The sequence below is a fragment of the Moraxella lacunata genome (assembly GCF_900453205.1).
Classification (GTDB): Bacteria; Pseudomonadota; Gammaproteobacteria; order Pseudomonadales; family Moraxellaceae; genus Moraxella; species Moraxella lacunata_B.
Genome location: NZ_UGQU01000002.1, coordinates 359,345 through 383,794, shown reverse-complemented (window position 1 = coordinate 383,794; position 24,450 = coordinate 359,345). Strand labels below are relative to the sequence as shown.

At 40.4% G+C, this 24,450-nt stretch carries 24 protein-coding genes, 2 tRNA genes and 2 pseudogenes; 11 read left to right on the top strand and 17 right to left on the bottom strand.

What is annotated here, in order from left to right:
- The first annotated feature begins 156 nt into the window (after positions 1–156).
- The 8 genes and pseudogenes from DX073_RS14495 to DX073_RS07255 all read left to right on the top strand — a co-directional run.
- A complete protein-coding gene (locus DX073_RS14495; RefSeq protein ID WP_220186725.1) occupies positions 157–882 on the top strand; it encodes a JmjC domain-containing protein in 726 nt (241 codons plus the stop codon).
- Complete coding sequence (locus tag DX073_RS14490; protein WP_220186724.1) at positions 833–1,321, top strand: winged helix domain-containing protein; 489 nt, start codon at positions 833–835, stop codon at positions 1,319–1,321. The genes DX073_RS14495 and DX073_RS14490 overlap by 50 nt, the downstream gene beginning before the upstream one ends.
- 282 nt (positions 1,322–1,603) lie before the next feature.
- Positions 1,604–1,945 carry a glycine zipper 2TM domain-containing protein gene (locus DX073_RS07290; RefSeq protein WP_115007018.1) on the top strand — a complete coding sequence of 114 codons (342 nt, stop codon included), beginning with the start codon at positions 1,604–1,606 and terminating at the stop codon, positions 1,943–1,945.
- Positions 1,946–2,626: 681 nt separating this feature from the next.
- Positions 2,627–3,067: an efflux RND transporter periplasmic adaptor subunit gene (locus DX073_RS07280; RefSeq protein WP_115007016.1), complete on the top strand. Its 441-nt coding sequence runs from the start codon at positions 2,627–2,629 to the stop codon at positions 3,065–3,067.
- A 54-nt stretch (positions 3,068–3,121) separates the two neighbouring features.
- Positions 3,122–4,020, top strand: a protein-coding gene (locus DX073_RS15045) for an IS630 family transposase (protein WP_404932928.1) whose coding sequence is annotated in 2 segments (ribosomal slippage) — positions 3,122–3,437 and positions 3,437–4,020 — 900 coding nt in all. Because the reading frame shifts where the segments join, the coding sequence is not laid out codon by codon here.
- 166 nt (positions 4,021–4,186) lie between these two features.
- Positions 4,187–4,861, top strand: a complete 675-nt coding sequence (locus DX073_RS07265) for an HlyD family secretion protein (RefSeq protein ID WP_115007013.1) — start codon at positions 4,187–4,189, stop codon at positions 4,859–4,861.
- 61 nt (positions 4,862–4,922) lie between these two features.
- Positions 4,923–5,960: pseudogene (locus DX073_RS07260) on the top strand (peptidase domain-containing ABC transporter); the annotation flags it as partial.
- 151 nt (positions 5,961–6,111) lie between these two features.
- Positions 6,112–7,085 (top strand): annotated as a pseudogene (locus DX073_RS07255) (ATP-binding cassette domain-containing protein); the annotation flags it as partial.
- Positions 7,086–7,109: 24 nt separating this feature from the next.
- On the opposite strand, the gene DX073_RS07250 reads toward DX073_RS07255, so the two are convergent.
- The 8 genes from DX073_RS07250 to DX073_RS07215 all read right to left on the bottom strand — a co-directional run bounded on the left by DX073_RS07250 (position 7,110) and on the right by DX073_RS07215 (position 14,424).
- The gene (locus DX073_RS07250) at positions 7,110–7,808 is read right to left on the bottom strand and encodes an IS1 family transposase (RefSeq protein WP_115004781.1); all 699 of its coding nucleotides are present in this window, start codon (positions 7,806–7,808) and stop codon (positions 7,110–7,112) included.
- A gap of 211 nt (positions 7,809–8,019) precedes the next feature.
- Entirely contained in the window at positions 8,020–9,402 is a 1,383-nt protein-coding gene (locus tag DX073_RS07245; RefSeq protein WP_115007008.1) for a Do family serine endopeptidase, read from the bottom strand.
- A 228-nt stretch (positions 9,403–9,630) separates the two neighbouring features.
- Entirely contained in the window at positions 9,631–10,266 is a 636-nt protein-coding gene (tmk, locus tag DX073_RS07240; RefSeq protein ID WP_115007006.1) for a dTMP kinase, read from the bottom strand.
- Positions 10,267–10,268: 2 nt separating this feature from the next.
- Complete coding sequence (gene mltG / locus DX073_RS07235) at positions 10,269–11,378, bottom strand: endolytic transglycosylase MltG (protein ID WP_115007004.1); 1,110 nt, start codon at positions 11,376–11,378, stop codon at positions 10,269–10,271.
- A gap of 75 nt (positions 11,379–11,453) precedes the next feature.
- Positions 11,454–12,191, bottom strand: a complete 738-nt coding sequence (locus DX073_RS07230) for an endonuclease/exonuclease/phosphatase family protein (protein ID WP_115007548.1) — start codon at positions 12,189–12,191, stop codon at positions 11,454–11,456.
- An 84-nt stretch (positions 12,192–12,275) separates the two neighbouring features.
- Complete coding sequence (locus DX073_RS07225) at positions 12,276–13,385, bottom strand: AOC03_06830 family ribosome hibernation factor (protein WP_115007002.1); 1,110 nt, start codon at positions 13,383–13,385, stop codon at positions 12,276–12,278.
- A 338-nt stretch (positions 13,386–13,723) separates the two neighbouring features.
- Positions 13,724–14,026 carry a 4a-hydroxytetrahydrobiopterin dehydratase gene (locus tag DX073_RS07220; protein WP_078274241.1) on the bottom strand — a complete coding sequence of 101 codons (303 nt, stop codon included), beginning with the start codon at positions 14,024–14,026 and terminating at the stop codon, positions 13,724–13,726.
- Between the two features lie 122 nt (positions 14,027–14,148).
- Positions 14,149–14,424: a GNAT family N-acetyltransferase gene (locus DX073_RS07215; RefSeq protein WP_115007000.1), complete on the bottom strand. Its 276-nt coding sequence runs from the start codon at positions 14,422–14,424 to the stop codon at positions 14,149–14,151.
- A gap of 326 nt (positions 14,425–14,750) precedes the next feature.
- Here DX073_RS07215 and ompR point away from each other — a divergent pair, with 326 nt between their 5' ends.
- On the top strand, positions 14,751–15,497 hold the full coding sequence (ompR, locus tag DX073_RS07210; protein ID WP_062498796.1) for an osmolarity response regulator transcription factor OmpR: 747 nt from the start codon (positions 14,751–14,753) through the stop codon (positions 15,495–15,497).
- Between the two features lie 80 nt (positions 15,498–15,577).
- Here ompR and def read toward each other — a convergent pair whose 3' ends face one another.
- From def to DX073_RS07170, 6 genes are all read right to left on the bottom strand, one after another.
- Positions 15,578–16,090 carry a peptide deformylase gene (gene def / locus DX073_RS07205; RefSeq protein ID WP_029103579.1) on the bottom strand — a complete coding sequence of 171 codons (513 nt, stop codon included), beginning with the start codon at positions 16,088–16,090 and terminating at the stop codon, positions 15,578–15,580.
- A 145-nt stretch (positions 16,091–16,235) separates the two neighbouring features.
- Positions 16,236–17,759: a hypothetical protein gene (locus DX073_RS14085; RefSeq protein WP_147279695.1), complete on the bottom strand. Its 1,524-nt coding sequence runs from the start codon at positions 17,757–17,759 to the stop codon at positions 16,236–16,238.
- An 84-nt stretch (positions 17,760–17,843) separates the two neighbouring features.
- Entirely contained in the window at positions 17,844–19,505 is a 1,662-nt protein-coding gene (ettA, locus tag DX073_RS07185; protein ID WP_115006992.1) for an energy-dependent translational throttle protein EttA, read from the bottom strand.
- A gap of 98 nt (positions 19,506–19,603) precedes the next feature.
- Entirely contained in the window at positions 19,604–19,978 is a 375-nt protein-coding gene (locus DX073_RS07180; protein WP_115006990.1) for a hypothetical protein, read from the bottom strand.
- 405 nt (positions 19,979–20,383) lie between these two features.
- Positions 20,384–20,548 carry a hypothetical protein gene (locus tag DX073_RS14300; RefSeq protein ID WP_181814391.1) on the bottom strand — a complete coding sequence of 55 codons (165 nt, stop codon included), beginning with the start codon at positions 20,546–20,548 and terminating at the stop codon, positions 20,384–20,386.
- A complete protein-coding gene (locus DX073_RS07170) occupies positions 20,538–20,921 on the bottom strand; it encodes a hypothetical protein (protein WP_147279694.1) in 384 nt (127 codons plus the stop codon). Before DX073_RS07170 ends, DX073_RS14300 begins: the two co-directional genes overlap by 11 nt.
- A 276-nt stretch (positions 20,922–21,197) precedes the next feature.
- Between DX073_RS07170 and mutM the strand changes: the two genes are divergently transcribed.
- Positions 21,198–22,052: a bifunctional DNA-formamidopyrimidine glycosylase/DNA-(apurinic or apyrimidinic site) lyase gene (gene mutM, locus DX073_RS07165; RefSeq protein ID WP_115006984.1), complete on the top strand. Its 855-nt coding sequence runs from the start codon at positions 21,198–21,200 to the stop codon at positions 22,050–22,052.
- Positions 22,053–22,231: 179 nt separating this feature from the next.
- Positions 22,232–22,639, top strand: a complete 408-nt coding sequence (locus tag DX073_RS07160; RefSeq protein ID WP_115006982.1) for a hypothetical protein — start codon at positions 22,232–22,234, stop codon at positions 22,637–22,639.
- A 175-nt stretch (positions 22,640–22,814) separates the two neighbouring features.
- Here the strand turns inward: DX073_RS07160 and DX073_RS07155 are convergent, their stop codons facing one another.
- The 3 genes from DX073_RS07155 to DX073_RS07145 all read right to left on the bottom strand — a co-directional run bounded on the left by DX073_RS07155 (position 22,815) and on the right by DX073_RS07145 (position 24,179).
- Positions 22,815–23,366: an RDD family protein gene (locus DX073_RS07155; RefSeq protein ID WP_115007546.1), complete on the bottom strand. Its 552-nt coding sequence runs from the start codon at positions 23,364–23,366 to the stop codon at positions 22,815–22,817.
- A 542-nt stretch (positions 23,367–23,908) separates the two neighbouring features.
- Positions 23,909–23,985, bottom strand: a tRNA-Arg gene (locus DX073_RS07150).
- Positions 23,986–24,089: 104 nt separating this feature from the next.
- Positions 24,090–24,179, bottom strand: a tRNA-Ser gene (locus tag DX073_RS07145).
- Positions 24,180–24,450: the final 271 nt, after the last annotated feature.

Below are 24,450 nucleotides of genomic sequence, written 5' to 3'. Positions count from 1 at the left end.
TTTTTAAATATAAATTAAAATAATAAATCAATAAATTTGTGATGAATGGGTTACTTTTAGCAATGGATGGCATTGTTTTTTTGCATTTTAGTATATTATATCATAACTAAGATAAATGAAACTCATATTCATTTTCACTTCAAAGTTAGGAACTGTATGGAACTGGATTTTAATATGTCGTCTGATAAGTTCAGGCAAGAGATACTCTATCAAAAGCCCAAACTGTTTAAGGGTGCTGTCAAAAACCTAGACATCACATGGCAACAAATCAACGAATTGTACCAACGAGCCAACCCAATGGACGAGCTTTTTCGTCTGCGTAAAGGCGAGATTGTACCTATCTCTGAATATGTGGAGAGCTTTGATGACACTGGGCGTACTCGCCACCGCTTTGTCAAACCTGCCATTTATCACCACCTGAAAAACGGTGCAACGATTGTTTATAATCGCATCAACAATGAACCTTTTGTTGATGATTTGGCAAAGCAAGTCGCCCAGTTTGTCAATGCATCTACGGTAGTAAGTGGTTATCTTGCTTTTGGGTCGGACGCTTCCTTTAAAAGTCATTGGGATACTCGTGATGTCTTTGCAGTGCAACTCATGGGCAAAAAACATTGGGCGTTATATCAACCCAATTTTGAAAGTCCCTTATACATGCAACAATCCAAAGATGTCGATGTGCCAGAACCGACCATGCCTGACATGGAAGTAGTTTTGGAGGCTGGTGATGTGCTATATATCCCACGAGGATGGTGGCACAACCCTGTACCGATGGGCTGTGAAACTTTTCATTTGGCAATCGGCACTTTTGCCCCAACAGGCTATGACTACAATGGAATGGCTTACCAAGCAAACACCCAACATCTTGCCACTTCGTTATAACTTATCTGATTGGGAAACTGACAAAAACAACATCGCCCAAGCCTGCACCCAGCTGTCTGCCATGATGACCGACCCTGTTATGTATGATAGGTTCATGCAGGAATTTTTGGGTAATCATCGCATGGATACTCGCTTTAATATGGAGTTGTTTGGCAATCCCAACAATGATAAGTTGCCACCAGAAAGTAAACTTAGCCTCAATGTGGTAGACATACGCACATTGGATAAAGGCTATCTGATTTCAAATGGCACCAAGATTAATGTGGATGAGCTGAGTAAAAAATTCATCAACATCATCATTAATCACCAACCCATTGCTTTATCGGAAGTATTAACACATTTTGATAAAGCACAACATGAACACATTCAAAAACTTGCTTATGATTTGGCGAATTTTGATGTGGTGGGGGTGGCTTATGAATCAACAAAAAGCTATTGACAAAGAAACCTTGTGTCGCATTGTGCTATTTTCTTTTTTAATGTCTAGCATAATTTTATTATGTATTGAAATAAATAATTTTAATACAAATATTTATTTATCAATCGTATATGTTACGGTGATAACATCATTTACTTTGGGATTTTTCTTTCCAAAAATTTACAATATAGGGAACAAAAATCCACCCAAATATATTTGCATATTTTCAAAGGTTATGAATATCACCTTTGTTGTGGCTCTACTATTTTACTTTTTAAATTAATCAACAAGAGGAATTTTGTCATGCGTGAATTAACAATCAATGAATTATTTTTTGTGTCTGGTGCAGGTAATGCATCATCATCGTCATCATCAGGTGGTAGCGATACCTCAGGTAATGATTACGGGGATAGCAATCATACAAGTAACAATTCCTCATCATTTACTTGGGCAACTACCATACTAGGTGCTGCTGGTGGTGTAATTGGCGGTCGTATGTGTGGTGATAAATGTGCCGCGGCAGGAAGTGTGGTAGGTGGTTACGCAGGACATCAAATTGACAATGTAGATTGGAATAAATTAGGTGAAGATTACAAAATATATATTGATAATCAAATTAAATCAGGAACTCTTCCGCCAGATTAAATTTAGAAAAGAAAAGGAAATTTATTTATGAGTAACAGCTTATTTTATCTACTACTGATATGCATTGTATATGTATTTATGGGTTTTGTTTATATAAATACCCAGATATCAATTTATATATATTTGATTATTATGAGTATTTTTATGTATTTCAGCAAAAGAATTGCTAATCTATTGCACGGGCATATCATGAGATATATCAAAAAATTATGAAGATTGTAAGGAGCATATTGACAAACAACCAAAGAATGGTCTATTCCATAATGATTGAGAATCTTAATTTCACTCTCAACTTTATATAAGTCATTAATTTTTACAGGGGAGAATTACAATTCACCCCTGTAACTTAAAAATAATCAATAATTTACAATCTTAAGTTGAGATTGGTATAATCTTAGTGTACAATATATGAAATGCTAATCAATCTATAATTAAAATGATATCAATCGACATTATGGTTTGATTGCGATTAATATTGCATCATGAACACCTAAATAATATTTTAGAGATTAAGAATGTCATATACATACAAAAATACCTAATACAATCATTGCATTATTTATATTTATATTGCAAGAATTTAATAATTTTCCTTATTATGTATATTATGGATTGTTTATTTCTTTAACAACTTTTTTTGCGTTTTATCTATACTACGATAAACAAGAAAGCAACTGATGTATGAGTTTATTCCGCCAAGAAGCCCTAGATGCTCAAAAAACGAACTGGACGGGTACGATTATTCTGACTCGCCCAGTCAGTTTTACTTTTTTAACTCTATGTGCGTTAGGCATCGGGTTGATGCTTGTTGCCTTTTTGATTTGGGGTGAATACACCAAACGTAGCACCGTCAAAGGTCAGCTGATTCCAGAGCAGGGGCTGATATATAGCCACAGCCCTACCAGTGGTGTCGTTATTGAAAATCATGCTCATGACGGCAAGGCAGTCAAAAAGGGTGATTTGCTTTATAAAATCTCCACCGCCCATCATGGCGATGAGGGCAGTACCCAAAAAGCCATCGATGATGAGTTGGCACTCAAAAATACACTTATTCAAAATCAAATCTTTTATACCAAACAAAGCCAAACCCAAGAAATCAACAGTATAACCAACAAACCTTGAAACAACACCAATCATCCCCATATCTCCATCACCATTCACTAATCACTACTTCAAATGGCTTATTCACTAGAAATCAGACAAAAAGCCTTGGCTTATTATGACAAATGCAAGAACATTGACCTTGTTATGGAAGCTTTTGGTGTATCAAGACACACCGTGTTTCGTTGGAGACGACAACTTAAAGAAACAGGCAATTTGTCTTGTAAAAAACCCACCAACAGACCCAGAAAGTTTGACAGAAAAGAGCTTCTTGCTTACGTAGAAGCAAATCCTGACAAATACCTACGTGAAATTGGTGAAGTATTTGGGTGTAGTGATATGGCAATCCATAAAGCACTCAAAGCAATGAACATTACTCTTAAAAAAAGACCACAACTTACTTCGAGAAAGACCCAAATAAAGTCAAAGACTTCCAAGACAAATTAACACAACTACAAGCTACGTCCAAACACGGTTATGAGCTTGTCTATATAGATGAGACAGGCATTGGCACTTATCTACACCGTACTCATGCAAGAAGTCTAAAAGGTCAAAGAGCCTATGATAAAGTCAGTGGCAGACGCTATCAACGAGTCTCCTTAGTGGCAGGACAAATAGGGGGCAAAGCCAAAAACTTGATTGCTCCACTCATCTACAACAATACAATGACAAGTGCTTTGTTTGAAACGTGGTTTGAACAAATGCTACTGCCTTGTCTTAACAATCACACCAAACAAACAGGCAAGCCTTGTATCATCATCTTAGACAATGCAAGATTTCACAGAATGAAACACTTGCAAGAGCTTATCAATAACACAACATACAAACACATCATCTTACCATTACCACCTTACTCATCCAAGCTAAACCCAATAGAGCAAACTTGGGCAACGATTAAAAGATGGCTTAGAAGTCATTTGTCAGAGTTTGATACAATCGAAGAAGGTTTGAAGTGTTATTTTGGGGTTTGGTGAGTATATATTAACCACCATTGAGCGACTAAAAGATGATAAACAAAAACTCATCGCTCAGATTGAATTGCAAAAAACCCAAGTTTAGCTTGCACTTGATAACCTAAAAAGACATCAAGAAATCAGTGCCATCAATGCCGTATCCGCTCTTGAAGTCAATAACCGCCAAATGGAATATAACGCCCAACACGAACAACTCATGACACTCAGCCGAGAGCTATCATCACTTGAAAAACAAATCAAAGAACAAACCATCAGTTTAGATAGAACCAAACAAAATCATAAAGCCAATCTCAATCAATTACAACAATCCCTCACGGATAATAGGCAAAGCAAAATCCAAAACAAGGCAGGGGAGTTTATCTCTATTTATGCTCCGATTGATGGTGTAATCAGCACCAATCACATCAAAACAGGTCAATACATCGAAAGTAGTAAACCACTCATTACCATTTTGCCCCATGATAGTCATGTCATCGCCGAAATGTATGTACCAAGTCGTGCCATTGGTTTTGTCAAAACTGGTGATGAGGCACTGCTCCGTTATCAAGCCTATCCCTATCAAAAATTTGGACACGCCAATGCACAAATCATCTCAGTAGCAAAAACTGCATTAGCAGGACAAAACATCCAAAGTATTGGCACCGTATCACAAAGCGAACAAATGACTAATGAACCTTTGTATGTCGTGCGTGCAAAATTAGAAAAGCAAACGATAAAAGCCTATGGCAATGACCTGCCATTACAAGTAGGTATGACATTAGAGGGGGATATCTTACACGAAACTAGGAAGCTCTATGAGTGGGTATTAGAGCCTTTATATAGCATTACTGGCAAAATCTAATCAAGCGTTTATTGTCATTGGGTGCATGGCACCTTTTTTTATTTTTTAATGATGGATGGTTATGAATTACTTGGAAAATATTTCTTTGGGTCTTGGGCATAAATTGCCTGTAATATTGCAAACCGAAAATTCCGAATGCGGATTGGCGTGTATTGCGATGATTGCTCATTATTATGGTTATCATACGGATTTGTTTAGTTTAAGACAAAAATATCCCACTTCCCAAAAAGGAGCAACGCTACACACCCTAATTAAAATTTGCCAACAGATTAAACTAAACACTCGTCCTTTAAAGTTAGAATTAGATGAATTAAAAGAACTGCGTACGCCTTGTATTTTGCATTGGGATTTAAATCATTTTGTGGTATTAAAATCTGTTGGCTTAAATAAAATTACCATCATTGACCCTGCAGTCGGTCTTAGAGTATTAGAATTAAAAGAAGTTTCCAAGCATTTTACAGGCATTGCCTTAGAGATATGGGCGGATAATGGTTTTGAGAAAAAAGAAGAAAAAACACAAATCAAAATTTTTAAACTCTTTGGTGAAATTAAAGGGCTATGGAAATCGTTAAATCAGATTTTAATTTTAGCCATTGTATTAGAAATATTTGCTTTAACCAGCCCCTTTTTTATGCAATGGGTCATTGACCACGCCATCGTATCAGCTGATTTAAATTTATTAACCACACTTGTGATTGGTTTTGGCTTGTTAATGTTTTTAACACAATTGATTAGTTTATTACAAGCGTGGATTGTGATGTATTTGGCAACAACTTTAAATGTACAATGGAAAGCCAATATTTTTAATCATTTAATTCATTTGCCAATTTCATTTTTTCAAAAAAGGCATTTGGGCGATATTATTTCTCGTTTTGGTTCTATTGATGCTATTCAATCTACTTTAACCACCAGTTTTTTAACCGCCATTTTGGACGGTTTAATGACAATTTTTACGCTTGTTTTAATGTTTTTTTATAGCCCGACTTTGGCGTGGATTGCCATTGGTGCAATGGCGATTTATGGCACTTTAAGATGGGCTTGGTATATGCCACTTAGACGAGCCAGCGAAGAAGCCATTATTCATAATGCCAAGCAAAGCAGAGCGTAAACACCATTGATTTTTGTGATTAAAAATAAGATAAATCGCCAGATTTTTTAGGAAAAATCCGAAGTCAATATGATTAATATTGACAAGGATTTTGACGACAAAAATCAAGATTTAGCTATTTTTAACACAAAAGCTAAGACTTAATAATGAAAAAATAATAACATATGCGTAATTAATGGTATTTACGCTCTATATTTTATGGAAACCATGCGGGGCATTCGGGCGATTAAACGATTTGACAAACAAACTTTACGCCAAAATACTTGGCAAACTTTATTCGTTAATCAAATCAATGCAGGATTAAAAACGCAAAAATTAGGCTTAGCGTTTGGCTTTATTAATGGCATTATTTTTGGATTAGAAAACTTGATTATTATCTATTTAGGAGCAAGCTATGTGATAGATGGTACATTTACGGTTGGGATTTTAATGGCATTTATCGCCTATAAAAACCAATTTGGCGGACGAGTCAGTAGTTTGATTGATAAATTTGTCCAAGTCAAAATGCTATCTTTACATGCCGAAAGACTTGCTGATATTGTTTTGACTAAAAAAGAAAATCAAGAATTTATATTATATGAACCAAAAATTGAACAATATGATATTGAAGTCAAAAATTTATCCTTTAAATATAGTGATGATGAGCCTTATATTTTTGAAAATTTAAGTTTTCATATTAAAGAAAATTCATCAGTTGCGATTGTTGGAGCAACTGGTTGTGGTAAAAGCACCTTAATGAGTTTATTATTAGGCGAATTAACCGCCAATAGTGGCGAAATTAAAATTGCAGGGAAATTAATTAAAACCATGAATGATGTCAATGCCTTAAACTGTGTGGCGTGTGTCAGTCAAGATGATGTATTATTTGCAGGTAGTTTATTAGAAAATATCAGCTTTTTTGATGATAAATTGGACAAAGAATGGGCGGAACAATGTGCCAAAATGGTTGGCATTCACGATGAAATTATGGCAATGCCGATGAATTATCAAACCTTAGTAGGAGATATGGGGAGTGTGTTATCAGGTGGACAAAAACAGCGAATATTTATCGCTCGTGCTTTATATAAAAAGCCTAAGATTTTATTTTTAGATGAGGCAACCAGCCATCTAAATATCGAAGGCTCTGGTCTAAAAAGTATGCTAAACCCAACCATAGTTAATATAATGAAACACCAACTCAAATGCTTTGAAATGGTTTTCTAGCTTTTTAGAAAAACAGCAAGTTCTCCTAAATGCTCGCCTGACGAAGGTTCTCAGTCTGGTGTTATTGCCTTCAATACCCACAGTAAAGCGTTTACCAACTTGTTTTAAAGAGTGCTTAAAGGCAGTTAAAAAGCTATCCCAATCATCACAAGCAATTTTGTTGAAAGTAATGCCTAGTTGGGTAAGTTGTATTTTGAGTTTTTTGGCAGTAGCAAGGTTTCGTTTGCCCCACACAAAAGCAACAATCTCACCTGTGCCTTTGTCATAAGCATAGATGAGCCAAACTTTGTTTTTCTTGTTACCAACATAAGTCCAAAACTCATCTACTTCTAAGGTGTCGTAATGTTGTTGTTTGGGTTTGATTTTGTGGTTGCTGTTTGTGAGTACACTTAGCACCTTTGCTTTGCTCACTTGTTCAATTACCACAATATCTGCAATGCTACCACGAGCAAGCATTAAGCGTATTTTGTTGTCTATGTGCGAATAACAGCCCTTGTAGCTTAGTTCTGACTGTTGGACAAACTGTCTGTGGCAATTTTTACAAAAATAATTTTGTTTGCCATAGCTTTTTACGCCATTTTTCTTTATACTATGACATAGGCAACTTGGGCAAGTAATGGTAATTGTCGTCTTCATAACCGTAAATTACCACTGTTTGGTTAAGTTGTCTTTTTAGTTTTTGTTACAGCATACTTTTTGAACCACTGCCATATCGAAAAAGAAAGAGAAATCAATGACATGATTAAATCACTAAATATCACTCGTGTGATGATTGCTCATCGTCCTGAAACCATCGCAAGTGCGGATAGGGTCATCACTTTGAGCAACAACCCCATCTAGTCAGCTCTTACTCAACCCTAAGCCCCAAAATCGCAGGATTGCCATCACGAATGATACCAATGGTAACCACGCCTTTTTTGGGTAGGCTCTTTAACGCCTTTTCAAACTCGCCAATGCCTGCGGTCGGCAGATGATTGAGATTGACGATGACGTCCCCTGCCATCAGTCCCGCCTGCCCTGCCAGTCCTGTGACATCCACCGAGCTGATGACCACGCCACCTGCCACGCCAAACTCCTGAATCATGCGAGCTTCACGCCCTGACAGCTCTTTTAGGCGTAAGCCTAATCTGACACCATCGCTGGCGTTTTGACTGGTAGAGACATCACTTGTCTCGGCAAACTGCCCACTGGCACGGTGCTGTTTGCCCGCTCGTAGGTAGGTCAGCTCAAACTCGTCACCCACCTTGGCACGGTTGATGAGATTTAACAAATCAGACGCTCGCCCGATACTTTGCCCATTAAAATCAAGCACGACATCACCTGCTTTTAGCCCCACCTTATCGGCAGGGGAATCAGGACTGGTGCGAGTAATCAAAGCTCCTTGCGGTCTGTCAAGGCGATAAGCTTCCGCCAGATTGCGGTCAATGTCCTGCAACACCACGCCCAGATAGACCCGAGAGACACGCCCTGTCGTGCGAATCTGCTCATAGATGTCCATGGCGGTGTCAATGGGAATAGAAAAAGACAGCCCCATGTGTCCGCCCGTGCGACTAAAAATGAGTGAATTAATGCCGACCACTTCACCTTTTTGGTTAAACAAAGGCCCGCCTGAGTTGCCTTGGTTTAATGCCACGTCCGTCTGAATGAACGGCACGACCGCTTCACGGCTCATGTTGCGACTCTTGGCAGAGACAATGCCCGATGACGCTGAGTAGTCAAAACCAAAGGGCGAGCCAATGGCAAGCACAGGCTCGCCCACTTTTAGGGTATCACCTTTGGCAACACTTAGGGCAGGGAAGTTTTGCCCCGCCACCTTTAACACCGCCACATCGGACGCTTCGTCCGAACCGATAAGGCGTCCGTCTAGCTCGGTGCGATCATGCAGGGTCACGGTGATTTTATCCGCCCCTTCGACGACATGATGATTGGTAAGAATATAGCCATCTTGGGTAATAAAAAAGCCCGTGCCGTAGCCGTATTCTACCGTTGGCAGGTTTGGCACGGCGACCCGCCCCCCAAAGAACTGCTGTAAGGCTTGCACCTGCTGAGCCAATGCCAGCTCTTCTTCGCTGACCTTTTTGGTGATACTCACTCGCACCACACCACTAGACACCTGCTCCACTAGGGGCGAAAAATCCATCGCCACCGCCCCATAAGCAGGCGTGGCAATGGGCAGAGCAACGGGGGCAAGGGCAAGGCTTAGGGCGAGCATGGCAGGTTTGATGTTCATAATAATTCCTATCTAAATAGTCAAATTATCCTAAAAAGCACGCCATTCGTCAAGGCAAAATGTGTGTTTAAAGGTTATAAAGTCTTGCTTGTATGGATAGATTTTAGGTAGGGGCGTGCTGTGCATACCTATAAAAATAACAACATTAAAGGACGTGTGGAGCCAGTCCCTACAAACCCTTGGTAAATATTGAGTTTGCTAGATGTATTTAAAATCCGCTAAAAAAAATCAATCCACCAAATAATCTTGTAAAACTTGCATAATCTCCCCTGCCACATCATCAGGCGAGCCGTTGGCATTGATACGTTTGATACGCTCGGGGTGTTTTTGATATTGATACAAAAAGCCTTGATAAGTTTTGTCAAAAAATCCTTGCCCTGCACTCTCAAAGCGGTCGGCTACACTTCGCTTACCTGCTCGCTCCAAGCCAATGGCAGGGTCTAAATCAAGCCAAAAGGTCAAATCAGGCTGTCTTGGGATAAAGTCAGCGATAAGCCGTTCAATCTTGGCAAGTTCACGCTCATCGCCCCCAAACCGTCCAAAGCCTTGATACGCCACGGTGCTGTCAAAAAAACGGTCGCAAATCACCCATTTGCCGTCCGAGAGTGCTGGTAAAATGGTGCGGTGCAAATGGTCAGCACGGGCGGTAAACATCAAAAGAAGTTCGGTGTCGTTATTGATGTGGGTTTTGTTATCCAGCAAAATCTTACGCAAGTCTTCGGCAAGCGGACTGCCCCCTGGTTCACGGGTGCGAATATGGGCAATGCCAAGACTGTCAAGTTTGGCACAAAAGCCATCAACGGCAGTGGTTTTGCCCACGCCTTCGGTGCCTTCAAAGGTGATGAATTTGGGTGGTTGGTTCATTGCTATTTCTCCGCCATCACTTTACGATATTCCGCCACCGCTTTGTTATGCTCATCAAGCGTTACGCTAAATTTATGACCGCCCTTACCTGTCGCCACAAAGTAGATATATGGCACATCGGACGGGTGCATGGTCGCCTGTATCGCTTCGGCAGACGGCAGGGCAATGGGCGTGGGCGGTAAGCCGTCTATTTGGTAAGTGTTATAATCGGTTCGCTCAGCGATGTTGGATTTATAAATCTTACCATCATAGCGGTCAAATAGCCCGTAGATAATGGTCGGGTCGGTTTGTAGTCTCATGCCTTGACGTAAGCGATTGACAAATACGGCTGATACGTCATTTCGCTCGGATTTGATGCCTGTTTCTTTTTCGATGATACTTGCCATGATGAGAGCTTCATAAGGTGTCTTGTAAGGCAAGTTCTCATCACGCTGTGTCCATGCCTTATCAAGTATCGCCATTTGGTCGGTGTGCAGTTTTTTTAAAATGGCGATGTCGGAAGTGCCTTGATTAAAAAAGTAGGTATTCGGGGCGAATTGCCCTTCTAGGTTGCCGTTGGGCGTGCTGACATTTAGAGCTTTGGCAACTTTGGCATTGTCTCGTGCCACATCCACCCATGAATACCCATCAGCATCCGACAGGAGCGGTGTGAGTAGTTCAAGCTTGACCCCATCGGTCGTTTTTAGGGTGTGGTATAGGTCTTTGACCGTCCTGCCTTCGATGATTTGCACCTTTATCATGGCAACCTCTGCCCCCTGCCCCAAAATCTTGACCACATCGGCAAGGCTCGCCCCCTGTGGGATTTGGTATGCTCCTGTTTCTAGGTTGCCTTTGGCATGAAATTTAAGATACAATCGTGTGGCAGTGCTCGACGCAAGCGGACTGGTCTGCCATTTGTCCTTGACAAGCAGGCTATGATAAGTGTCGCCCTTATCCACCGTCAAAGTCTGGGCGGGGCGGTCGGTCTTGGCAAAAACACTAAAATATACAATCAAAAACCAAACAACAGTCAACCCAAGCACAACAAAGGGCAACCACATCATGGCGAAGCGTTTTTTTGGAAATTTTTTGGATTTATGGGCGGTGTCTTTGGGCGCTTTGGATTTTGGCATAAGTCAAAACTTGTAAGAATAATGAGCTATTGTAGCAAAAATTTGGAGCAAATGGGCAAATTTAACACCATCACCCTAAACCTCCACCACCGCTGTAATCGGCAAATGGTCGGACAAATCCGCCCACGGAACACCGCCATGCACAATCGCATTTTTGACGGTTAGATGTCGCACATAAATGCGGTCTAGGCTAATCATGGGTAATTTGGCAGGGAAAGTGGCAGGGTGTTTGCCATACAACTTGCCAAACACTTCAACAAGCCCAAGACCGCCCAAAAAATCGTCCGATTTTTTTGACCAATCATTAAAATCCCCTGCCAAAATCAGCGGTGTGCCATCATCAAGCTCGCCTGTGATATAGTCGCCTATTGCCTTATACTGCTTAATTCTATCACGATGGAGTAGGTTTAGATGGGCGTTTAGAATCACCATTTTTTGCCCATTGACATCAATTTCAGAATGTAGCACACCCCGTTTTTCAAGGCGATTGACCGTGATATTGACATTGTGCTTGGGGTCTAGGGGGTGGCGTGAGAGCGTGGCATTACCATGATGACCGTGTGTGTACTCGGCATTTTTGCCATAGCTATTGGTCAAACCCAAAAACTCCCCAAACCACTCATGCTGGGATTGGCTTGGGTATTCGTTGTACGCCAAAACCCGCTTTAGGTTTTGCCCAGAGACTTCTTGTAAGCACAAGACATCAGGCGATACTCCTGCCAATGCTTGCCCCAATTGTGTCATGATGACAAGGCGGTTTAGGGGCGACATACCTTTGTGAATGTTGTAACTTGTGATGGTTAGTGTGCTCATAATTTTATAAATACAAAAAAGATAATTTATCACAAAAACACCAAAAAACCCACCAAAAATGATGGGTTTTTGTTCAAGTGCTAATTAGTAGCGAGTGATAAGGGCAATCGGCTCTTTTTCGTCCATTTTGTCCTGTGGGACAAACACCACTTCACCGCCATTGTGGCTGACTATCTCAATAATCTCGCTGACCGCATCATCGGTTACGCCGTCCGCTGTCGCATCGTCCGCCACAAGCAAGGTCAAAGCAGCCTCATCAATGGTCGCAGGCACGATGTGTCCTTGACGCACTAAGAGTTTGACGGCATTGCCTTCAACCGCTGAGCGGTAGATTTGTTGTAAATCGGTGCGTACCATCTTCTCGTTACGAGCTTTTTCAAGCTCGCCTTGGGCAGTCTCATAGCGAGTCAGACGCTGAGTCTCCACCACGTCTTGTACGCCTGCCACGATGTCTTCGGCACGTCCGTCTTTTAGGTTGGGCAGGTGATCAACCTTGCCAATGATAAAGCTGTCGTTGTCCACTACCTGCTCATAAAAGCCCAAAGTACGGCTATCTCCCACCAAAATCACAGGCAACGGGTCAATATTACGAAACTCCTGCATACTCTTGTCCACACGGTTCATGAACTCTTTTAGATAGCTGTCGTCATCCGATGAGCCCGTGCGGTCGGCTTTTGAACCTGTAGGCAGACTTGTGTTTTTGATTGGGAAAGTCAGCTCACTCATTTGGGCTTGACGTTCGCTTGTATTTCCAATCTCTTTGACCACACGGTCGTTGGTCGCCTCAATCAGGCGAGCATATTCGCTTGTAATCACAAGTACATAATAATGCACCGCCTCAGACATATCACGCACCAAGTCTCTGGTGGCAAATTTTTCGCCTAAAATCACACGCTCTTTGGCATCAAATGGCAAACGCAACACTTGAGCTTCATTTTCGTTGGCAAAAATAGCAAGCGTATCTAGGTTATAATTATGGTCAAGCTCATCTGTTTTGGCATGGATAAGCTCCATGATGGCATCGCTTATGCGTTTGTCATGCTCGTTTGCGATACGCTCTTCGGCGACTTTTAGCTGATTTTTTAGAGCAATATGGTCTTGCTCATTTTCTGGGTGAGTGCGGTGAGTTTTGACAAAGATACTCACGGCAGGATTGCCACGGGCAGATTTTAGGTTTTTCAATGTTGCTTTCATAACAAACTCCTTAACTTGATTGCTAAATGGCCAATCATCAATCAAATGATTGATTGAATTTAACCGTCCGATTATAAAATCTAAATTTAAAATCTGATGATGATTGTAGCGAGTTTTGGGGCGTTTGTCTGTTAAAAAATAGGGGGTTTTATGATTGAAATGTAGTCAAAAAATCAGCTGTGTGAGATTGATGGCAAGGTTTGTAAGTCTTTGTAAAAAGACCTATTTTGATTGGGGAATTTATGTATAATGGGGAGTTGGCAGAGTTTTAAAACAATTTCTAAAATCTAAAAACACAAAAATGGGTAATGACACCCATTTTTCAAATTAATTTCGCTTTAATCTTTTTTATCAAAGACCACACCCCTTGCCATTTCCATGCGTTTGGCAAGCTGAATGTCTCGCCCATGCACTTCATATTGGTCAGCCTCGCCAATGCGTACTTTGAGCAAAGTATAGGTGTTCTCCCACGTGGGGTAATGTTCTAGCTCTTCACAATAGAACGCCACACGGGTGGTAAAGGCGATGACGTCAGCAAAACTGGCAAATTCATAGGTCTTGACAAGGCTATTGCCATCCAATGCCCAGCCTTGCAATCTTTCTAATTGTAAGGCAACTTGGTCTGCGGTAAGACTGCTCATGATATTCCTTTGGTTAGGTAAAAGATAAAAATACACCAAGCCATTTTACCAAAATCTTCAAAATTTCGGCAAAATTTTTGGCAAATTTACCAACATTTTTGTAAACGATTATCGCAATGTACTCACGCCAACAGTGACTGGTATTCGTCTCGTCTGTCGATGTAGCTTGCCACAAAAGAACAGCTTGGCACGACTTTTTTGCCATTATCACGGGCATAGTCCAAGGCATGTTTGACCAATGCCGTACCCAGTCCACGTCCGCCCAGCTCTTTGGGGACGATGGTGTGGTTATAGTTTAGGGTATCATCATCGACGACTTCATAGCTTAAAAAGCCAGTATGTCCGTTAATGGTCACTTCAAACCGCTGTGTGGCAGGGTTGCGGGTGATGTTAGTCATGGGGTATGTCCTTAATGATTGATATTAAAGGGTTAAAAATATGTCCTTATGCTAACACAAATTTTATTGGGATAAAAGCCTGTTTATACGCTTATCGCTGTACATGGCATGCCATACAAGGTGCATTGACAAATTAAAGGTATTGACCAAACCCATTTACCAAAATATTACCGACTTTTGGCACTCATCATGGTATGATAATTCGTCAGTTTTTAGATTTTTAATCATTCGATATGATTTAACCTTAAAATATTATTTATCAAAAACAGTTACAATTTTTTGTGTAATGTTGTAAACTAATAGCCTATAATTATCAGGGGTGACACATGACCGAAGATAACGCCAATCCAAACCCAAATGCCAGTCATCGTATCTTAGTCGTTGATGATGACGCCAGACTGCGTGCCTTATTACAGCGATTTTTAGAAGATGATGGCTTTACCGTACGTGCGTGCCATGATGGCAAGCAGATGGATAAACTCATGCAACGTGAGATGTTCTCACTCATCGTGCTTGATTTGATGTTGCCTGACGAAGACGGTATCGCCATCTGCAAACGCCTGCGTGCCGATAATGCCGATATTCCCATCATCATGCTGACCGCCAAAGGCTCGGACACCGACCGCATCGCAGGGCTGGAAGCAGGGGCGGACGACTACCTGCCCAAGCCCTTTAATCCCAAAGAGCTACTGGCTCGTATCAAAGCAGTGCTTCGCCGTCATAACCGAGAGCTGCCCGGAGCCCCATCTCAGCAGATGGAAGTGGTTGAGTTCGGTTCTTGGACACTTGATTTGTCCACTCGCACCCTAAAAAAAGACGGCAATGTCGTCACCCTAACCACGGGCGAGTTTAGTGTTCTAAAAGCACTCGTTCAGCACCCCAGAGAGCCACTGACCCGTGACAAACTCATGAACCTAGCCCGTGGGCGTGAATGGGGAGCGATGGAGCGTTCGATTGACGTGCAGGTCTCACGCCTAAGACGACTCATCGAAGACAACCCATCTCAGGCTCGCTACATCCAAACGGTGTGGGGTGTGGGTTATGTCTTTGTCCCTGATGGGGCAGAGAGCTAATAACACAAAAACCAAACAACGCTTTGTTGTTTGGTTTTTTACTGGATATCCATCTTGGGCTATCTATGAACGCTTGCACATCAGCCTTTTTTGGCGACCACTTTACGCACCTTTTCTCTGGCACGGTCTTGTTTTAGGCGGGATAAATAATCCACAAACACAATGCCTTTTAGGTGGTCAAGCTCATGCTGAATGCATACTGCCAACAGCCCATCCGCCTCAACGCTAAATGGCTTGCCGTCAGCATCTAAGGCATCAATCTGCACACGAGCAGGGCGACTGACGTCATCATACACCTCAGGAATGGACAAACAGCCCTCTTTATAAGGGACAAGCTCATCGGTCAGTGGCGTGACTTTGGGGTTGATGTACACCTTGGGCTGTGGTTCTTCGCCTTCTTTGGCGAGATCCATGGTTACCACTTGCACGTGCCTGTCCACCTGTGTCGCTGCCAGCCCAATGCCCTTGGCATCATACATGGTCTCAAACATGTCGCTGATTAAGGTCTTAATCTCATCAGTAATCTCGCCAACCTCGCTTGCCACAGTACGCAAACGTGGGTCAGGATAATGTAAAATGGGTAATAGTGCCATAATGTCTCTTGTCGTTGGTTTTGGGGTATTATATCGGAAAATTGGGTTTTGGTAAAATGGATTTGGGATTATCGTGGTTTGACGGTCTTTGTTGTTGGTAAAAATAGCCTGAAAAAAGACAAAAAACCGCCACCAAACTTTAAATTTATGTGTTTTTATGGATTTTTTCACACAACATCATTTGGCCCAAATAATGCTCACTAACAGGTTGTAAATATTTGCCGTCAATCACAAGACATTTGGCGGATTTTTCCTGTTGGGTTTTTGTTTTTGCGATATCTTTTGACTGATTGATTCGACTTTCTTCATCAGCAGTAAACTTAAAGAAATCCACCGACACAGGGCAAAATACTTTGGTGTTACCCAAATTCCACGCCATATAACCATAAAGAGCATTTTGTCTTTGGTTAAAGATTTGTTTATTATCATTTTTGCAATTCTCTTGCACTTTATCAGTCAAGCCATCACAATTTTGAGCATTAAAAATCTCTTTTGCTTTTGTGATATCTGTTTGAGTTAGTCCATTTATTGTATTAGAATTGGTATTGCCATTATGAATAAGATACCAAGATGAGTCTTGGGGTTTTTCTATAAATCTTAATGAGTATAGAGACATATTATAAGATGAAAAATATGACAAGTACAATACATATATAAAAACAGGTATGAAATTTACAACAATCAATTTCATATTATATTTTTTTGTATAATCAAATTTCTTTTCTTGAAAATAATCATAAATTGTGATATGTGATAAAAGACAAGATAGACCAAATAGAAAAATGCTAAATATATAAAATAAAATAACAGCAATTTCATATTTAATGATATTAACCGTAGGATAAACCACAAATAAAAAATGTAATAATGAAGGAGATATTGACATAAACGATAAAACGATTATCAAGAGCAATTTTTCAGAAATTAATACATTATTATCATATATATTTTTTATAAATAATCTTGTATACAAAAAAGATATTACAATGAAAAATATTATAATTCCATATAAAAGTATTTTTAAGAAGTCGTTGCCAAAAAATACAATTATTGTAATGCTAATTGTACACAAGAATGAAATCCAATGTATAAACTTTGATAATAAATTAAATGATAAAATCCTTTCTTTTCCAAAGAAAAATTCTTTAATAATAAAGTTTATAACATAAAATGGAAAAGAACAAACAATAAAGATGATTAGCATAATTGGCAATAGTGGAATTGCAATAAGACATATAGGACTTATGCACAAAATGCCAAACTGCAATAGTGATTTAATATTTGTTATAAATTTTAATAATCTTTCGCTTGGATTGAATAGAGATTTTGGATTTCTATTGGTTGTTTTATTGGTTGTATTGTTATTTTTGTTACCATCATTACTTATAATTAACAGAAATACTGGTATGATAAATGGCGATAAAAAACCAAGAGAGACTACAAATACAAATAAAAAATAAGAAATTAAAGCAGAGACGGAAGCGTACGATATTCCAACTACATCAGAAAACAAAAATAAATGGTTAATGTCTTTTAGATAAGAGTAAATATTTAAACCACCAATTATCGTAGCAACAATAATTATAATTGCGACAAGCTTTGTCGCTAATTCCAAATATTTTAAAATATTATCAATTTTGATTTTTCTTAAAAAATTTCTGTTTAACATTATTTCTTTAAACCATATTTTTTTAATTGTGTACACCAAAACAGCGACCCATTTAAGTCGCTGTTTTTATTATTGAAAGCTAAATCAACCCCCAATCTTCTTATATTTCATCCGCTTAGGCGTGGCATCTGCCCCAAGTCGCTCTTTACGCCATTTTTCGTATTCAGTGTAATTGCCGTCAAAAAATTCAGGCTGTTCATTTTCAAACGACAAAATATGCGTACAAATACGGTCTAAGAACCAGCGGTCGTGCGAGACCACCATTACCGTACCAGGGAAGACTTCAATGGCATCTTCTAGGGCACGCAAGGTCTCGACATCTAGGTCGTTGGACGGTTCGTCAAGTAGGATAACGTTCGCCCCTTGTTTTAGGGTTTTGGCAAGTTGTAGGCGGTTACGCTCACCGCCTGACAGACTGCCCACACGTTTTTGTTGGTCTTGACCCTTAAAGTTAAAGCGTCCGATATAAGCACGGCTTGGCGTGGTGTACTCGCCCACGGTAATCATGTCAAGTCCGTCTGAGACCTCTTCCCACACGGTTTTGTTGTCGTCAAGCTCATCTCTGACCTGCCCCACATAGGCGACTTTTACGCTCTCGCCCACTTCTACCGTGCCGGTGTCGGGTTTGTCTTTGCCCGTAATCATATTAAATAGGGTCGTTTTACCGGCACCGTTTGGCCCCACAATACCGACAATCGCCATGGGTGGCACGCTAAACGATAGGTTTTCATAAAGCAGGCGGTCGCCAAAGGATTTTGAGATATTATTGACTTCAATCACTTTATTGCCAAGTCTTGGTCCTGGTGGAATATAAATCTCCGCCGTCTCATTACGCTGTTGAAACTCACGAGAGTTCATCTCCTCAAAGCGTTCAAGGCGAGATTTGGATTTGGCTTGCTGACCTTTTTGGTTTTTACGCACCCATTCTAGCTCTTGTTTTAACGCCTTAGCAAAGGCTTCTTCTTGCTTTTGCTCTTGTTCTAGGCGTTTATTTTTTTGTTCTAGCCACTCAGTGTAGTTGCCTTGATAAGGATAGCCATAGCCACGGTCAAGCTCCAAAATCCACTCGGCGACATTGTCAAGGAAATAGCGGTCATGGGTAATCGCCACAATCGTGCCAGAGTAGTCTTTTAAGAAACGTTCTAGCCACGCCACAGATTCTGCGTCCAAATGGTTGGTCGGCTCGTCAAGCAGGAGCATATCAGGCTTAGACAGGAGCAGACGGCACAGGGCAACACGGCGTTTTTCGCCCCCTGACAGCTTAGACACGTCAGCGTCCCACGGTGGCAAGCGAAGTGCGTCCGCCGCTTTTTCAAGCTGAGTGTTTAGGTTGTGAGCGTCCCACGCTTGAATGATGTCTTCCATTTTGCCTTGCTCGGCGGCAAGTTTGTCAAAATCGGCATCAGGCTCGGCATATTCGGCATAGATTTGGTTAAGGCGTTCTAGGGCGTCTAGGGCTTCACGCACGCCATCTTCCACATTTTCACGCACGGTTTTGTTGGGGTCAAGCTGGGGTTCTTGGGGCAGATAGCCGACCTTAATGCCCGCCTGCGGACGAGCTTCGCCATTGTACTCTGTGTCCACACCTGCCATAATGCGTAGCAGGGTGGATTTACCTGCACCGTTGAGACCCAAAACGCCAATCTTGGCACCCGGAAAGAAAGAAAGCGAAATGTCCTTTAAAATCTCCCGTTTTGGCGGAACGATTTTGGACACTTTGTTCATCGTATAGATATATTGAGCCATAGCTATCCTTTTGATTTAAAAAGAAAAATTACAAAATAAAAACAAGGGATTTAACTTGCTATTATCGCATTATTTTTGGGTTTGGGCAAGAAAAACATTCAATTGCCAAAATAATACGCCCACAACCACATTCCGCCAAGAACCAAAATAGCAAGCCCCAAAACCACAAAAAACAAAACATACATTCCCACAAAAAACATCATTGCAAAATTATAAATTTTCCATTGCATTGGTGTGGTAGGTAGTGAATTTTCTTTTTTAAAAGTATGAGGAATTTTTTCTTGAAAATATTTTAAAAGCACTTTAAAAAATAATTCTATCAATATATGAATAACAATTACGATAAAAATTAAGGAAATCCAATTATTTGTAAGTATTTCTTGATAATCATTAAATATATAAAAATATAAAATAGCACCAACAATGACGGCTGATAATAGGGCAAGATGAATGATGATTTTATTTTTATTCATAAAATTTCTCTTTTAATATTTTGGTAAAATAAATTTGGCTAATATGGTTGATGACACTCCACCAAATAAACCACAACCTAGAACAAATACAAGTGCCTGACCTACATTCATATCAGAATGAAAAAATAAAAAACTGGACAAGAAGTATATAAAAAACCCTATGCCAAAAATTTTAGCATAATTTTTGTTGATGATTTTGATTTTAAAAATAATAAAAATAAAAGCAATGATTAAATTTAAAATACATCCAATCCAAGAAAATGTCATTAAATAAAAATAAAAATATTGGTATTGTTAATTGAGTATACTTTTCTAGAAAGCCGTTCGTGGTGAGCTTGTCGAACCATAACGGTTTTCCTAGACTTCGACAAGCTCAGTCCAAACGGAAAACCTTAAAATCTATCTTTATTTAACAATACCAAAATATTCTAATGAAAAAGCAACACCACTATTTAATAAAATTAAAAACATTATAGCAATGACAATAACACAAAAAATAGCACCACCTAATAATGGATAAAGCATAATGACTTTTAAAGTTGGGTATTTGTTTTCTTTATTATTGTTCATAAAATTTTCCTTTTAATATTTTGGAAAAATAAATTTGGCTAATATGGTTGATGACACTCCGCTTATCAATGCAATGCAATGCAATGCAATGCAATGCAATGCAAAATATTAGCATGATAAAGTAGATAGCACTTTCAAATTTCAACAATCTTGAATCAATTTCCATAAGTGCCAAAACGCCAATAAACACCAACCCCAAAATAAAAAATACCAAAAATGCAACACCAAAAGGCTTCAAATAGTCAAAGGGTCTTTTGATGATGATTTTAAAATAGCTAATCACAATACCGCTTAACAAGGTAGGTACTAAACTCACCAAAAACCACCAATAAAAATAAATAGCCAAATAACCCCAATCATTACGACTTGTCATAAAAAGGCTAACAAATGGCAAGGTTAGAAGACCACTTAATAAGCCTGTAAATAAGGCATAAGCGATGATGATTTTTGGGGTTGGATACTTTGTCATATTTTTCCTTTTAAAATATCTTTACCGTTTGATAAATACAAACAAATGCTTTGATAACCACACAAAACATCACAAACCCAGCCAATGGCATTCTTTCTCAAAATTAGCTATAATAACAAACCTAGACACAAAAGCAAATAGCCATTTATTACTCTTGTCCGATTTGTTAGAACCCCAATCATGCCTGAATTACCCGAAGTTGAAACGACCAAAGCCAGCCTTGCCCCACTCATCGGTCAGCGTGTCAGCGACATTTACACGTCAGGTTATCGCCTGCGTGAAGTAATACCAGACGACCTAGACAAGCTTGTCGGGGCAAAACTTGTGCGTGTGGTTCGCCGTGCCAAATACCTACTGCTTGATTTTAATAAAAACGGCTCACCCCTGCGCCTGCTCATTCATTTGGGCATGTCAGGCAGTCTGCAACAGCATGACGCCCTTGCCCCACGCAAGCATGACCACGTCATCTTTGGCTTTGATGATTCATCGGTGCGTTTGCATTATCATGACCCCAGACGTTTTGGCATGGTGATGTGGGCAGATGATGCTGAGCGTTATCTTGACAAACTTGGGGTAGAGCCTTTGGATGATGCCTTTGATGCCGACTATCTGTATAGGATGATTCATAAAAACCCCAAACGACCCATCGCTCGCCCCATCAAATCCGTCATCATGGAGCAGTCCATCGTGGTCGGTGTGGGCAACATCTATGCGGTAGAGAGCCTGTTCATGTCAGGCATACACCCTGCCATGCCTGCCCATCAGATAGATAAAGACAAGATGGCCGTACTGGTCAATAACATCAAGGCGATACTCGCTCGCTCCATCGAACAAGGTGGGTCAAGTCTTCGGGACTTTACCGTGGGGGCAGGCAAAACGGGCTATTTTCAGCAAATTCTACTGGCTTATGGGCGGGCAGGTGAGCCGTGTACGGTGTGTCATGAGATTTTGGAAAACATTAAAATCGGTGGGCGAGCCAGTGTGTACTGCCCGAGCTGTCAGCCACTTAACCCAGCTGTTAATCCCACTGTTTGATTTATCAACTGTTGGTAATCATCAGACGTCGCCAAATGTTACTGATTTGTTTACCCCTTGTCGGAAAATTTTACCGTCCACCCACTTTTTGGCAAAATAAGCTTGATAATATGGACGGAACTTGTTTTAATATTAGCATAAATCTATCTTGGGCAAATCGCCCCCATTAGGATACTCTCATGAAAATCAAACACACACTATTAGCACTGACTGCCACCGCTCTTATTAGTACCACCGCTCACGCTGCCATTGAGATTGATGAAGAAGATTTTGGCCCTACTTACGGCTCTGCGGTACTTGATATTACCGTTGCCAAACCCCTACAATTGGTGGGTGCGGTTGCAGGCACAGCCCTTCACGCGGTAGGCTTGCCATTTTCTATGGCATCAGGTAGCGTGGAGAGTTCTTATGAGACTTTGGTTGTCAAACCTTGGTCGGCACTCTCTCGTTGTGTGGGCTGCACCGAAGCCTATGACAACTACCGCAACGCCCACCAAGTAAACCCTAATGAAGTGCGTATCGTTGTGGACAGACCTTCTGAGATTATCATTAATACCGACCAAAACGTGGTTGTAAACCCACGTTAATTGATGGCTGATTTTTTACTTGTTTTTGTTTCTCCAACCTATTTACCCATTTTTGGTAAATAGGTTTTTTATTTGGATGTCAAAGTAACAATATGGCAAACTTTAAAAAATTAAAAGCCCTTATATAAAATCGCCCAATCCACACAGACTGGGCGATTTTTAGATTTCTTGTTTATTAGGGGGCTTCTTGTTTTTTACGCCATGCCTGCCACAGGCTTTCATGCTGGATTTTGGGGACTTTTAGGGTAATGGTGTTAGACAGCATGTCATGCACCGCAAGCCCCCGAGTATTGAATGCACAAAACAGATAATTAAACAAAAACCCAAGCATGGCACTCATCAGCACCGCCAGTCGTGAGCCATGTAGCACCCCACCGATGGTCGCACAGAGTATGGGTAGTAGACAGGCACTGATGATACGGCGTGTGCTTTGTGCCCACGTCAGCAGATGTCCTGCGTTATCCACCGTCTTTAATCGCCATGTCTGCATGCCGAGCGTCTGCCCTGATTTTCGCCAAAACAACCCATAAAAACCTATCAAGGTCAGCACAAACAGCGGTGTCATAACCCCATTTTGATACCAAGTTGGCAGTCTTTGGGCATGTGCCGAGTCTGTTCCTACTTCCATAAACAACAGCGTACCGATCACCGCCCCAATCGTCCCCGCCAAAAACAACATTGCCAATATCAGCATGCCGTCATACAACAGTGCCATCACTCGCACCAAGGGTTTGGCGATGACAGGTAGCTCATCAGGGTCCACCTGTATGGGCTCATCTTCGCTGTGTGTCTGTGATGGACGGGGTTTTGGGGTTTTGTTTTTTTTAGCCATGGTGATAAATAGAGTCAAAATAGGCTTTATTTTACCATGACTTTGAGGTGTGTTGAATATTTATGACGCTTTTATGTGTAAAGTCTTAGGGTGCGATTGTCATTAATACTATTTTATTGGCGTTTGACAAAATGTCACGCTTTCATCCGTTTTACATAAAATGGCTATTTGACGACTTATGCTTAACGAGCTTAATATTTGCCACAGACTAGTAGGGGCGTGTTAAACACGCCATCTTTCAAGGCTTGCAAAGCCAGCCCCTACATCTATACATTGTGAATTTGTGGTAATTTTAAATTTTTGATACTGTAATTTAAAAATTAAGCCAAACCTAAATTTATACCATGTTAAGCCATCAAATTATTTTCATAAACCCATTTGATAAACCCACACAAATAAAAACACCAAAACTTAATCAAGTTTTGGTGTTTGGTATATGGCGCACCCGGAGAGATTCGAACTCCCGACCCCTTAGTTCGTAGCCAAGTGCTCTATCCAACTGAGCTACGGGTGCAGTACAACTGATGTGATTATCAATCTTTACCACTTGTTGTGGTCGGCTATTATACACTAAAAATTTAGTATGTCAAGCCTTTTTTATTTATTTTTTAAAATAAATGGCGGTGACGGAGGGATTCGAACCCTCGATACAGTTTCCCGTATGCATCCTTAGCAGGGATGTGGTTTCAGCCACTCACCCACGTCACCGTTTTGATTGACAAATTTGCCAAAAGCTGTGGGCGATGATTATAGCAAAGTTTGGCAAAAATGCAAGGGGTTTTTTAAATTTTTGTGATAAATTTTTAAAAACCATCAAAAAACCCCTGCCAAACCCATCGCCATACACCATAAAAATTGACACCATCATCACCCCTACACACTTTTGCTCAGCATATTTTGCAAAAACATCTCCCAACGAACCAAACTGATTTTAGATGATTTAGCAAATCGGTTTGGTAAATGGCTTGGTAAGCCACTT

What these genes read in the sequence shown, in the direction of transcription:
- DX073_RS14495 (WP_220186725.1), top strand. Translation starts at nt 157, where the DNA reads ATGGAACTGGATTTTAATATGTCGTCTGATAAGTTCAGGCAAGAGATA.
- DX073_RS14490 (WP_220186724.1), top strand. Translation starts at nt 833, where the DNA reads ATGGAATGGCTTACCAAGCAAACACCCAACATCTTGCCACTTCGTTAT.
- DX073_RS07290 (WP_115007018.1), top strand. Translation starts at nt 1,604, where the DNA reads ATGCGTGAATTAACAATCAATGAATTATTTTTTGTGTCTGGTGCAGGT.
- DX073_RS07280 (WP_115007016.1), top strand. Translation starts at nt 2,627, where the DNA reads ATGAGTTTATTCCGCCAAGAAGCCCTAGATGCTCAAAAAACGAACTGG.
- DX073_RS07265 (WP_115007013.1), top strand. Translation starts at nt 4,187, where the DNA reads ATGGAATATAACGCCCAACACGAACAACTCATGACACTCAGCCGAGAG.
- DX073_RS07250 (WP_115004781.1), bottom strand. Translation starts at nt 7,808, where the DNA reads ATGAAGACGACAATTACCATTACTTGCCCAAGTTGCCTATGTCATAGT.
- DX073_RS07245 (WP_115007008.1), bottom strand. Translation starts at nt 9,402, where the DNA reads ATGAACATCAAACCTGCCATGCTCGCCCTAAGCCTTGCCCTTGCCCCC.
- tmk (WP_115007006.1), bottom strand. Translation starts at nt 10,266, where the DNA reads ATGAACCAACCACCCAAATTCATCACCTTTGAAGGCACCGAAGGCGTG.
- mltG (WP_115007004.1), bottom strand. Translation starts at nt 11,378, where the DNA reads ATGCCAAAATCCAAAGCGCCCAAAGACACCGCCCATAAATCCAAAAAA.
- DX073_RS07230 (WP_115007548.1), bottom strand. Translation starts at nt 12,191, where the DNA reads ATGAGCACACTAACCATCACAAGTTACAACATTCACAAAGGTATGTCG.
- DX073_RS07225 (WP_115007002.1), bottom strand. Translation starts at nt 13,385, where the DNA reads ATGAAAGCAACATTGAAAAACCTAAAATCTGCCCGTGGCAATCCTGCC.
- DX073_RS07220 (WP_078274241.1), bottom strand. Translation starts at nt 14,026, where the DNA reads ATGAGCAGTCTTACCGCAGACCAAGTTGCCTTACAATTAGAAAGATTG.
- DX073_RS07215 (WP_115007000.1), bottom strand. Translation starts at nt 14,424, where the DNA reads ATGACTAACATCACCCGCAACCCTGCCACACAGCGGTTTGAAGTGACC.
- ompR (WP_062498796.1), top strand. Translation starts at nt 14,751, where the DNA reads ATGACCGAAGATAACGCCAATCCAAACCCAAATGCCAGTCATCGTATC.
- def (WP_029103579.1), bottom strand. Translation starts at nt 16,090, where the DNA reads ATGGCACTATTACCCATTTTACATTATCCTGACCCACGTTTGCGTACT.
- DX073_RS14085 (WP_147279695.1), bottom strand. Translation starts at nt 17,759, where the DNA reads ATGTTAAACAGAAATTTTTTAAGAAAAATCAAAATTGATAATATTTTA.
- ettA (WP_115006992.1), bottom strand. Translation starts at nt 19,505, where the DNA reads ATGGCTCAATATATCTATACGATGAACAAAGTGTCCAAAATCGTTCCG.
- DX073_RS07180 (WP_115006990.1), bottom strand. Translation starts at nt 19,978, where the DNA reads ATGAATAAAAATAAAATCATCATTCATCTTGCCCTATTATCAGCCGTC.
- DX073_RS14300 (WP_181814391.1), bottom strand. Translation starts at nt 20,548, where the DNA reads ATGAACAATAATAAAGAAAACAAATACCCAACTTTAAAAGTCATTATG.
- DX073_RS07170 (WP_147279694.1), bottom strand. Translation starts at nt 20,921, where the DNA reads ATGACAAGTCGTAATGATTGGGGTTATTTGGCTATTTATTTTTATTGG.
- mutM (WP_115006984.1), top strand. Translation starts at nt 21,198, where the DNA reads ATGCCTGAATTACCCGAAGTTGAAACGACCAAAGCCAGCCTTGCCCCA.
- DX073_RS07160 (WP_115006982.1), top strand. Translation starts at nt 22,232, where the DNA reads ATGAAAATCAAACACACACTATTAGCACTGACTGCCACCGCTCTTATT.